Origin of the sequence: Coleofasciculus sp. G2-EDA-02 (assembly GCF_040226375.1) — a bacterium.
GTDB lineage: Bacteria > Cyanobacteriota > Cyanobacteriia > Cyanobacteriales > Coleofasciculaceae > Coleofasciculus.
Genome location: NZ_JAVKEW010000271.1, coordinates 1 through 11261 on the forward strand (window position 1 = coordinate 1; position 11261 = coordinate 11261).

The 11261-nt window shown below is 45.5% G+C and carries 12 protein-coding genes and 1 pseudogene; 8 read left to right on the forward strand and 5 right to left on the reverse strand.

Going from position 1 to position 11261, the window contains the following annotated elements; translation table 11 throughout:
• Positions 1-71: 71 nt before the first annotated feature.
• From RLO19_RS30825 to RLO19_RS30835, 3 genes are all read right to left on the reverse strand, one after another.
• On the reverse strand, positions 72-203 hold the full coding sequence (locus tag RLO19_RS30825; protein WP_446361574.1) for a hypothetical protein: 132 nt from the start codon (positions 201-203) through the stop codon (positions 72-74).
• A 240-nt stretch (positions 204-443) separates the two neighbouring features.
• Positions 444-1304: a ribosome biogenesis GTPase YlqF gene (gene ylqF / locus RLO19_RS30830; protein WP_446361576.1), complete on the reverse strand. Its 861-nt coding sequence runs from the start codon at positions 1302-1304 to the stop codon at positions 444-446.
• A gap of 30 nt (positions 1305-1334) precedes the next feature.
• Positions 1335-1745 carry a universal stress protein gene (locus RLO19_RS30835; RefSeq protein ID WP_446361578.1) on the reverse strand — a complete coding sequence of 137 codons (411 nt, stop codon included), beginning with the start codon at positions 1743-1745 and terminating at the stop codon, positions 1335-1337.
• A 190-nt stretch (positions 1746-1935) separates the two neighbouring features.
• Here RLO19_RS30835 and RLO19_RS30840 point away from each other — a divergent pair, with 190 nt between their 5' ends.
• Positions 1936-3141 carry a phosphoglycerate kinase gene (locus RLO19_RS30840; protein ID WP_446361580.1) on the forward strand — a complete coding sequence of 402 codons (1206 nt, stop codon included), beginning with the start codon at positions 1936-1938 and terminating at the stop codon, positions 3139-3141.
• Positions 3142-3239: 98 nt separating this feature from the next.
• Positions 3240-3386: a hypothetical protein gene (locus RLO19_RS30845; RefSeq protein WP_446361582.1), complete on the forward strand. Its 147-nt coding sequence runs from the start codon at positions 3240-3242 to the stop codon at positions 3384-3386.
• Positions 3387-3494: 108 nt separating this feature from the next.
• On the opposite strand, the gene RLO19_RS30850 is transcribed toward RLO19_RS30845, so the two are convergent.
• Positions 3495-3593 carry a hypothetical protein gene (locus tag RLO19_RS30850; protein ID WP_446361584.1) on the reverse strand — a complete coding sequence of 33 codons (99 nt, stop codon included), beginning with the start codon at positions 3591-3593 and terminating at the stop codon, positions 3495-3497.
• A gap of 389 nt (positions 3594-3982) precedes the next feature.
• On the opposite strand from RLO19_RS30850, the pseudogene RLO19_RS30855 reads away from it, so the two are divergent.
• The 4 genes and pseudogenes from RLO19_RS30855 to RLO19_RS30870 all read left to right on the forward strand — a co-directional run bounded on the left by RLO19_RS30855 (position 3983) and on the right by RLO19_RS30870 (position 5149).
• Positions 3983-4225, forward strand: a pseudogene (locus tag RLO19_RS30855) (DUF4160 domain-containing protein).
• Entirely contained in the window at positions 4200-4472 is a 273-nt protein-coding gene (locus RLO19_RS30860; RefSeq protein WP_446361586.1) for a DUF2442 domain-containing protein, read from the forward strand. The pseudogene RLO19_RS30855 and the gene RLO19_RS30860 overlap by 26 nt, the downstream one beginning before the upstream one ends.
• 108 nt (positions 4473-4580) lie before the next feature.
• Positions 4581-4880: a type II toxin-antitoxin system RelE family toxin gene (locus RLO19_RS30865; protein ID WP_446361588.1), complete on the forward strand. Its 300-nt coding sequence runs from the start codon at positions 4581-4583 to the stop codon at positions 4878-4880.
• Positions 4877-5149, forward strand: coding sequence for a type II toxin-antitoxin system Phd/YefM family antitoxin (locus RLO19_RS30870; protein ID WP_446361590.1), 273 nt, complete (start codon positions 4877-4879; stop codon positions 5147-5149). The genes RLO19_RS30865 and RLO19_RS30870 overlap by 4 nt, the downstream gene beginning before the upstream one ends.
• A 197-nt stretch (positions 5150-5346) precedes the next feature.
• Here RLO19_RS30870 and RLO19_RS30875 read toward each other — a convergent pair whose 3' ends face one another.
• Positions 5347-5577: a DUF433 domain-containing protein gene (locus tag RLO19_RS30875; protein WP_446361592.1), complete on the reverse strand. Its 231-nt coding sequence runs from the start codon at positions 5575-5577 to the stop codon at positions 5347-5349.
• Positions 5578-5911: 334 nt separating this feature from the next.
• Between RLO19_RS30875 and uvrA the strand changes: the two genes are divergently transcribed.
• A complete protein-coding gene (uvrA, locus tag RLO19_RS30880) occupies positions 5912-8887 on the forward strand; it encodes an excinuclease ABC subunit UvrA (protein ID WP_446361594.1) in 2976 nt (991 codons plus the stop codon).
• Between the two features lie 251 nt (positions 8888-9138).
• Positions 9139-10992 carry a hypothetical protein gene (locus RLO19_RS30885; protein ID WP_446361596.1) on the forward strand — a complete coding sequence of 618 codons (1854 nt, stop codon included), beginning with the start codon at positions 9139-9141 and terminating at the stop codon, positions 10990-10992.
• Positions 10993-11261: the final 269 nt, after the last annotated feature.

An 11261-nucleotide genomic window follows, 5' to 3' on the forward strand; every position in this document is an offset into this window, starting at 1 on the left:
ATTAGGCTTAGAGGCTAGTCCGAACTAGGGAAGTATTCGGAAGTCTGTGCCAGAACTAGGCTCAAACCGAGCTATTCACCGCTTACGTTGTCCAAACTGGCTTGGTCAATCCTTGTCCCTTTTAGGGCAAGGTTGGTGAACGTTAACCCTCTGTTCGAGGTTGTGCGTAAGTCCTGAGAATGGGTTTCGGTGCTCTTGTTCAATTTTCTTTCCTCCGTCTATTAAGTTGCCTCAGCAATATGTCTTAAATCTTTACGTAGATTAGCGTAATGATTCGTCACAATTTTTGGCTGAACCTCGCCAACCGACAACGAAAAACGCCCGCCCTGGGCGCTTGTCTAGGGTGCATTTACTATATCTTAGTTTAGTCGATGAGGGGTAAGACCCCCCACCCCTTTAATAAAACAACACACAGTTATTAACAGACGCGCCATGGCGCATTTCTACGATGGCGGCAATTCCAGTGCGATCGCGCCGAGTAATCCTTTGCGAAAATCATTCAATAGCTGTCGGGCAGCACGCTCCCCGTCGCCTTGGTAGCGCGTCTGTGCCAATACCTGTAAGTAGGATTCACCGGTGATTCCAGTTGTATCTACATGATAACGGTCTTCTAAGGAACAAGCCGGTGTGCGATCGCCTGTAGCCATATCCGACAATTGTTTAAGCAAATCCACAAAAGCCGAAGCAACCCGCTGATTGTCGTAAGACGCCTCACCAATGTCATCACAGATAGCTAACTTTAGAGCATTCTCTTGATTGTGCAGCTTGGCGGGGATAACACCGGGTGCATCCAACAATTCAATCTGATCGCTAATCCGCACCCAACGCAGTTGACGAGTGACACCGGGACGGCGGGCGCTGTCCACCACACGCCGCCCCAAAAGTCGATTAATCAGAGCCGATTTACCCACATTAGGAAAACCAATCACCACAGCGCGAACAGGACGGGGCTGCAGACCACGATTTTGACGCCGCTGATTCATCTGTACTCCAGCTTGCTGCGCGGCTTGAGCTACCTCCCGCATCCCTTGCCCCTGCTGGGCATTTGTCCAGTAAGGCGTTTCCCCTTGCTCTTGAAACCAGGATGTCCACAACTGCTGCATCTTCGGCGTAATCAGATCCATGCGGTTGATCACTAAAACTCGGCTTTTATTCCCCACCCACTCAGCGGTTTGTGGATGATGAGTGGCAAGAGGAATCCGCCCATCCCGGACTTCGAGCACAACATCCACTCGTTTGAGCTGTTCCTTGAGTTGCCGTTCGGCTTTAGCAATATGTCCGGGATACCATTGAATGGTCGTCATAGGTGATTGGTCATAGGTGATTGGTCATAGTTACGGCACAACTAGCACAGGACAGGGTGACAGATTAATCACGCGATTGGTGACGCTTTCAGAAGCACCCTCCTCAGTTAATCCCAATCCGCGACAACCCATAATAATCAGATCGGCATTAATTTCATCGGCGACATCACAGATAGTAAACGGGGGTGAGCCTTCGCGACTCAGGGTTTTCGACTTAATCCCATACTCATTAAACATCGCTTGAGCGCCTTTGAGTAGTTCGGCAACCATCTCCGGGGACATGAGATCCGGACTTGGCGATGGGTCATCCGGGTTAGGTTTTTCGACCACCGAGAGCAGAACTAAGTTGCTTTCATACTTTTGGACGATATTTACGACAACTTCCGCTGCTTCACGGGCTTCTCGGCTTTGGTCAAGGGGAAATAAGACAGTCTTAAACATTGTAATCACCTTGAGAGACACGGACTCCGGTAAAATGTGGACGGGAAAAGAGAATAAATACTCTTGACCCTAATGATTGAGTTGATTGCTCTATAGATATACATCTGGGGGTAATCATTAAGCATACAACCACTGGCACGCGATCAGAGCGCAAAGCATCAGATACAGGCAATTAGAGGAGAGTATTACTGTGTCCAAAAAAACTGTAGCAAATTTAAGTGAGTCCGATTTAGCTGGAAAACGGGTATTGGTGCGAGCCGACCTGAATGTGCCACTGGATGAGAATGGCACGATCACCGATGATACCCGCATCCGGGCGGCGTTACCAACGATCCAGGATTTAATCAAAAAGGGTGCCAAGGTGGTTCTGTGTAGCCACTTAGGGCGTCCTAAAGGACAAGTGAAAGACAGCCTGCGCCTAACACCCGTGGCAAATCGTCTTTCCGAATTACTGGGTCAAACGGTGATCAAGTGCGATGACTGTATTGGCGATGCGGTTAAGTCTCAGATTGACAGCCTGGATAATGGTCAGGTGGCGTTACTAGAAAATCTCCGCTTCCACCCAGGGGAAGAAAAGAATGATCCGGAGTTTACCAAAAAGTTAGCCGCCCTAGCCGATGTTTATGTCAATGATGCCTTTGGTACGGCACACCGCGCCCATGCTTCGACAGAAGGGGTCACCCATTACCTGAAGCCCTCCGTGGCTGGATACTTAATTGAGAAAGAACTCCAGTATCTGCAAAATGCGATTGAAAATCCACAGAAGCCTTTAGCCGCGATTATTGGTGGCTCTAAGGTGTCGAGTAAGATTGGCGTAATTGAAACCTTACTGGATAAGGTGGATAAACTGCTGATTGGCGGTGGTATGATTTTCACCTTCTATAAAGCCCGTGGCTTGAGTGTCGGTAAGTCACTGGTGGAAGAGGATAAGCTGGAGTTGGCAAAATCCTTGGAAGCGAAGGCAAAGGAAAAAGGGGTTGACTTACTCTTACCCACAGATGTCGTGATTGCCGATAACTTTGCCGCTGACGCCAATGCCCAAACCGTAAGCATTGAATCGATTCCTGATGGATGGATGGGGCTAGATATTGGTCCTGATTCGGTTAAATTCTTCCAGGAGGCATTAGGCGATTGTAAGTCGGTGATCTGGAATGGACCGATGGGGGTATTTGAGTTTGATCAGTTTGCCGCTGGTACTGAAGCGATCGCGCGGACTCTAGCCGATCTTACCAAGAAAGGCACAACCACGATTATCGGTGGTGGTGACTCGGTTGCGGCTGTGGAAAAAGTCGGTGTGGCTGATCAAATGAGCCATATCTCCACAGGTGGTGGGGCGAGTCTGGAATTACTTGAAGGTAAGGAACTTCCCGGTATTGCCGCATTAGACGACGCTTGATGGTATCGTTACACGTCTCTATCTGATTTCGGGATAATGGCACTGAAAAGCGTGCATTAGGGAATCGCCGAAATCTTTGATAGACCGTAGGGTGGGCATTGCCCACCAGCATACCAGTCAGTGGCATTCGATTTAGAGATAAGGGTGGGTGCAAGTGGTTCATTTATCGGTGGGGAGGGCGGGTGCAAGTGGTTCATTTATCGGTGGGGAGGGCGGGTGCAAGTGGTTCATTTATCGGTGAATAGCTGACGTTAGTCCCTAAACCCGCCCCTACAGATTCCCTAAACCCGCCCCTACAGATTCCCTAAACCCGCCCCTATCATTGACTGATGACTGATTTGATTTCTACCCGATTAATTATTGGCGGTTACATCTTCTGGTTTAGGCGGATTTTTGATACTTTTGTGCATCTGCAAACCGACGCCATGAATGGGTACATTTCTCTCTAGCAAATCCTTAACTAAGGCGTAAATAGATCGCTATTTTAACGAACTGAATGAATTCAGCAAAAGAGAAGATTAAGCTTTTCGGCATAGTTAATACCAGTCTGCGATCGCGAGTCCTGACACCCTGGAAAATTCCTTGACCTTTAAAGTAGTAGATCAGGGTATTTGTATCTAAAACGTACATTCAAAAACTCTCCCGTTGGATGTCTTCTCCTGATTCAGCACGAATCTCTTCCAGGGTGGGAAAGTCTGTTGACCAAGTTCCAGCTAGGGAATGAACCAGTTCTGTCCAAGACATCTGATAATCTACCGTATGCGGTAGTTCAACATTGCGTTAAGGATTAAGTCCTGCCATATTAACTTATTCTATTCTAAAGATCATGTAACCTGGAATTATGCCAACAATCTTACGGGTAGGTCCTTATCGACTATACTTCTACAGCCACGAGCCGAATGAACCTCCTCACATCCATATTGATCGTGACCAATCATCGGCTAAATTTTAGCTGGAACCCGTCAGCTTGGCAAACAATCTGGGTTTTAGTGCTAAAGAACTACGTAAAATACAATCAATAGTACAAGAAAATCAGCAAACACTGTTGGAGGCGTGGTATGGGTATTTTGGCGATTCGAGCTGACGAGAGAGTTAAAAACGTTTACTTTACAGAGGAAACAATAACTGTAGATCTCATGGATGGGCGGGTAATTTCTGTTCCTCTCACTTGGTATCCAAGATTACTGAATGCTACGTCTGAACAACGGGAAAAATGGGAAGTATGCGGTGGAGGTTATGGGATTCACTGGGAAGAGATAGATGAGGATTTGAGTACAGAAGGAATGTTAAGGGGAGCGCCTGCTCCCAGAGCATCCTTGGCTAATAGCTAAGATTAATTCTGACGCGATCGCACTTCGCACTCTCCACAATTCCCGGAGTTGGTTTGGCACCATCTTATCGGGTATCGTAATATTAAGCCAACTTACGCTAATAGAGGTATGGCTTACCGCATCGAATACTCACCAGAATCAGAGACACATCTACAATACCTAACGGCTCGACAGCAGGTGATTGTCTTGGATACTGTCGATGAGCAACTGATGTATCAACCGACAGTTGAGACAAAAAACCGAAAGCTAATGCGCCCTAATCCCCTTGCTCCTTGGGAACTTCGCATTGGTAATTTGCGCGTCTACTATGATATAGAAGAGGAGCCCGACGCTGTTGTGTATATCAATGCCGTCGGTATCAAGGAACGCAATCAAGTCCGTATCGCTGGGGAGATTTATGACCTATGAAAATTGTGGAAATTGGACAGGCAAACGCAACACTAGCTGAATATACCTCTGAGCTAGCTGAGGAACCTGTTATCATTACCAGCAACGGTCAACCTATTGCCGCTTTGATAACATTAGAAAATGTCGATATGGAGACAATTTCACTAAGTACCAATCCTCAATTTATTGAGTTAATTGAGCGTTCACGGGAACGTCGTCGCGCTGAGGGAGGAATTTCTGGCACAGAAATGCGGCGTAGACTGGGATTGAGCAACGAAGATAGTTTTTAGATTTAGCCAACATGGATAATTAAGCATCTTGGGAAATACCCGCTGGAATCGAACATATAGCGATATTTGTTAAATATTTCTAATCCTTGTTCAACAAGTCATCGGCAAGAGCATCTAAAAGCTCGTTGAATTCAACTTCACTGTAACGCATATATATCCGGTAAAGTATAAGTTACATTCTAACACAGACACCTGCTTCAAGTATCACCTACCACAGCAATAATACGACGTTCCCGATCAGCCGCAAATGCCAAACACGCTCGGATATCTTCCTCTGTCAACTCCGGGAAATCATCTAAAATTTCTGCATGGGACATTCCCCCCGCCAACCAGCCCAACACATCATACACAGTAATCCGCATTCGTCTAATACAAGGCTTCCCGCCACGCTTACCCGGTTCGATGGTGATGATATTTCTATAACTCATAACTTGACCTCAACTATAAATTATCATCTCATATACTATCGCCTCAAAAACCTCTGCGTCCCTCTGCGTAAACCTCTGCGCCCCTCTGCGTTAAAAAAACACATCGCTAGCAGAAATAAATCCCCAAAAACAACCCAACTTTTCAAGAGAAATCTAGAAACCTACGAAAGTCTGGGCGGGTTCATTCACATCCCTTGTGCAACCAAAAAGATAGTAGTAAAACCCGCCCCTACAGAGACACCACATACCGTAAAAAGCAAGAACAACGCCCCCTCACAACCAATGGCAGAGGCAACGCTAAGATCATCAAAGACTACTACCCGCCATTACCCTCATGTCTGATCTGACCAAAATTACCTCTAACCCTACCCCATCCCTAAACGGAAACCAACCCCCCAGCCAAAACACCATCCGCATCCGGGGAGCCAGACAACATAACCTAAAAAACATCAACCTCGACCTTCCCCGCGATCGCTTAATCGTCTTCACAGGCGTCTCTGGTTCCGGCAAATCCTCTCTCGCCTTCGATACCATCTTCGCTGAAGGACAACGCCGCTATGTCGAATCCCTCAGCGCCTATGCGCGTCAATTCCTGGGACAACTCGATAAACCGGATGTAGACGCCATTGAAGGCTTAAGCCCGGCTATCTCCATTGACCAAAAATCCACCTCCAATAATCCTCGTTCCACCGTGGGTACTGTTACCGAGATTTACGACTACCTGCGCCTATTATTTGGTCGAGCCGGTGAACCCCACTGTCCGATCTGCGATCGCAACATCGCCCCTCAAACCATTGACCAAATGTGCGATCGCGTTATGGAACTCCCCGATCGCACCAAGTTCCATATCCTCGCCCCTGTCGTCCGGGGTAAAAAAGGCACACACAAGAAGCTACTCTCCAGTTTAGCCGCCGAAGGATTTGTTCGCGTCCGCGTCGATGGCGTGATCCAAAATCTTTCTGATCCAATTGAGTTGGATAAAAATTATACCCACACCATTGAAGTCGTAATTGACCGCTTAATCAAAAAGCCTGGACTACAGGAACGTTTAACCGACTCCCTAGCAACTTGTCTCAAGCTTAGCAGTGGAATTGCGGTGATCCAGGTATTAAATGATACATCGGCAGAGTCAGCCGGAGTCCGACCAGACTCAAATTATATACGTACTGACCCAAAAAATGCAACCTCTTCCGAACAACAAATCCCCCAAGAAATCGTCTTTTCAGAAAACTTTGCTTGTCCCGAACATGGCGCTGTCATGGAGGAATTATCCCCTAGACTCTTTTCCTTTAACTCCCCCTATGGCGCTTGTCCTCACTGTCACGGATTAGGTAATTTACGCACCTTTTCGCCAGAACTTGTCATCCCCGAACCCAGCCAACCCCTATACTGTGCGATCGCGCCTTGGTCGGATCGAGATAATTCTTATTACTTGTCCCTGCTTTACAATATCGGACAAGCTTATGGTTTTGAACTGGGAACGCCGTGGCAGAAACTAACACCCGAACAGAAACAGGTGATTCTCTACGGGGCGGATAATCCGATTTGGATCGAAGAATTTAACGATTACCGCCGTTATCGGGGGGTACTTCCGATCCTGCAAAAGCAATATGACGAAACCAATTCCGATACCTATAAACAGAAATTAGATCAATATTTAGTAGATCAACCCTGTGAAGTCTGTAAAGGGAAACGGTTAAAGCCGGAAGCCCTAGCGGTAAGGCTGGGACAGTATCGGATTACCGATTTAATTGAGGTTTCCATTGAGGAAAGTCGCCAACGGATTGACCAATTTAAACTCTCATCCCGTCAAGCAAAAATAGGCGAACTCGCCCTCAAAGAAATTAAAGCTCGATTGCAATTTCTCTTAGATGTTGGCTTAGATTATCTCACACTAGATCGGGCGGCGATGACCCTTTCTGGGGGAGAAGCTCAACGAATTCGGCTAGCCACTCAGATTGGCGCGGGATTGACGGGGGTTTTATACGTATTAGATGAACCGAGTATTGGGTTACATCAACGAGATAATGGGCGATTATTAGCAACCTTGCAGAAATTGCGCGATTTGGGTAATACCTTAATTGTGGTGGAACATGATGAAGAAACCATTCGCACGGCTGATTGGATTATTGATATTGGTCCGAAAGCGGGAATTCATGGTGGCGACATTGTGGTTCAGGGAAATTTCACCGAATTACTCAATAGTGAAACGTCGTTAACCGGAGCTTATTTATCTGGACGCCAGAGAATTGAAACACCAGGAGAACGGCGCAAAGGTAACGTGCGATCGCTGGTGATTAAAAATGCCCACCGAAATAACCTTAAACATATCGATGTGGAGATTCCTTTGGGTAAGTTAGTTTGCATTACTGGAGTTTCCGGTTCGGGTAAATCCACCTTAGTCAACGAACTCCTTTATCCGGCGTTACAAAATCACCTGAGTCGCAATGTACCGTTTCCCAAAGAGTTAGATAAGGTCAAGGGATTGAATGGGGTAGATAAAGCAATTGTCATTGATCAATCCCCAATTGGTAGAACCCCCCGTTCTAATCCCGCCACCTATACCGGGGTATTTGATGTGATTCGCGGACTCTTTGCGGAAACTATTGAAGCCAAAGCTAGAGGGTATAAAGCCGGACGGTTTTCTTTTAATGTGAAAGGGGGGCGCTGCGAAGCCTGTGGCGGACAGGGGGTTAATGTAATTGAAATGAATTTCCTCCCCGATGTTTATGTGCAATGTGAGGTATGTAAAGGCGCAAGATATAACCGAGAAACCTTGCAGGTGAAATATAAGGGACATTCGATTGCTGATGTTTTAAATATGACAGTGGAGGAGGCGTTGGCGGTATTTAAGAATATCCCCCGTGGGGTGAATCGTTTACAAACTCTCGTGGATGTGGGGTTAGGATATGTACATTTAGGACAACCTGCACCTACCTTATCCGGGGGAGAAGCGCAGCGGGTGAAATTGGCGACGGAGTTATCGCGACGAGCGACAGGAAAGACGTTGTATTTAATTGATGAACCGACAACGGGGTTATCGTTTTATGATGTGCATCATTTGTTAAATGTGTTGCAGCGATTGGTTGATAAGGGAAATTCGGTGTTGGTGATTGAGCATAATTTAGATGTGATTCGTTGTAGCGATTGGGTGATTGATTTGGGTCCTGAAGGTGGGGATAAAGGAGGAGAAGTGATTGCGGTGGGAACGCCGGAGGATGTGGCGGAGAATGAAAAATCCTATACGGGGATGTATTTAAAGGAGGTGTTGAAGCAGTATCCGTTGAAAGTAGAAAGTGCTAGTTCTTAGTTGGGGAAATGTAAGGTTATGGAGGGGAACGAATATATTTTTTTAACGCAGAGGTTCGCAGAGGGTAGCGCAGAGGTTCGCAGAGAATTTTGGAGTGTAGTGATTTCCTAGTGCTAAGGGTTCGCCTAACTGTAGGGGCACCATCCTTGCGCCTTTATTGATTTGAAAAAAATATATAATATTATGGTATATGAATTGGAATAGGATAGACTTTTAGGACTATTGGCTGAAAGAGAAAGGATTGACCCAATATGACTGACGAGCATCAAACACGGGTAGAACACTTTGCTATCCTTAAGTCTAAGTACAAAGCCAGCGACTATGAAGACTCATCCCCCGCGAGTCTGCTGTATTTTATCCTACGAAAAGCTGACTTGGGAATTGAGATCATTGAGATAGAGCGAAATTGGCTCATAGAACATAAACTTTCGGAAACACTTGAAACTATTGCTCAGGAGCAGCAGCTTAGAAGGAAAAAACTTTTAGATTTAGAAAGTGAATTTTACAATTTACAATTTAAGTATACAGCAACAAAGTTCCAGGTTTCCTGGAAATCCACGCCGCTTTACTTTATGCTTAGCAGACTAGAATCAGAAAATAAACTAATAGATTCAGAAATTCAATGGCTGAAACATTATGGTTATACTGAGACAGTTGTGATCGCTCAACAGATAGAACACTTTGTCACATTGAAAGCCAAGTACCAGGCGACTAAACATCAAGATTTATCACCTGCTAGTCGGCTATATCGAATTTTAAAACAACTGGAAGCAAAAGAACGGTTACGTGATTCAGATATTACCTGGCTGAACGAAAAGGAATTATTTGAAACTTTGGCAATTTTCCAGGAACAAGAAGCCGAAAAAGAAGCTGAATTTGCTCAACTCAAGGATAAGTACCAAGCGATTAAACACCCGGATTCGTCTTTATCCAGTCCACTGTATCCCATTCTAAAAAACCTTGAGGCAGATCAGCCGTTAAGTAAGTCAGAAACAGACTGGCTGGAGGCGCATCAACTGATTGAAACCCTTAATATTGTTCAGCAGTTGGAACAGAAGCGGCACTTTGTTGAACTGAAAACAAAGTATAAAGCGAGCCAATACGAAGATTCATCACCCTCTAGTCACCTATACAAAGTCCTGAAAAAACTTGAATCAGAACATCCGCTAGGTGAACAGGATATTAATTTTCTAAAAAAGCGTCAATTAACTGATACAATTACTATTGCTCAAGAGCAATACGCAGCGACGCTAAAGTCCAAGATTGAATTAGGAGATAAACTCAAGGAGTCAGAGGTAGACTGGCTAAAAGATAATGGATGGGAGACGATAATTGCGATCGCGCAAGCTAAACACTTTGCCACTCTCAAGTCCAAGTATGATGTTTCGGACTATAAAGATACATCTCCCTCTAGCCCTTTATATGCGATTCTGCACAAGTTAAAGAAAGCCGAACGTTTGGAACCAAAGGATGTGGCTTGGCTTCAGGAAAATAAAATTAAACGTCGTCAATCGAACTATGGTTATTATGGGGGGCGAGAGGAAGGATATCAACTGTTCTCTGGAAAGATTTGGAATACTTACCACAAAATTGAAGCCAATTTTTACGAACAAGAGTACCAGCGCACTGGCAACAAATGGAATTTGCCCAATGCTAGCAGTCATTGGCGTAAGGCAGATCAACCCAGACAGGCATTAAAACTGACAGAAAACCTCGACTTTGACAAAATTAACGAAAATAAGCTAAAATCAGCATTACTAACCACTAGGGGTGGAGCATTTCGAGACATTGAGGAATTAAAGAAAGCCGAAAAATGTGCGCTTAAAGCGATTGAGTATCAGCCAAGTAGCCATCACCCTTACACCTTAATGGGAGCAATTTGTTATGAACGGCGTGAATATGGAAAGGGTGATTATTGGTTTGAAGAAGCAATTAAACGTGGGGCTTCTCCCAGAGATCAGGATGCTGAGATTAAGCGAGTGGTGAAAACGGCTAAAGATGAGAACAAGCGCCGCGAAGTTGTGGAGTATTTACTCAAAAAAGATCCGCAGCGGTATGCTTGGGCTAAGTCTTATCTGAAAAAGTCTAAAAATAAAGGAAAATGACAGGGTAAAAGATACCTTGCACCTATGGTGTTCAGTTTGTGCGATCGCGCGATCGCGTCTTTTGTAGGGGCGGGTTTTACAGAAAACTGATGTCACTCACCATTTAATTTTATAAACCCGCCCCGATCGCATCCTAGATGTGACAGGTTTATTATCTTGGTAGGATATCCTAAATCTTACCCATCCTGAAAACGTGCGATCGCGTCTTTACCTGTAATCCCCGGATTATTTTTGGCAAGATTGGGGTGGCGCGGGGGCGGGTTTAGATA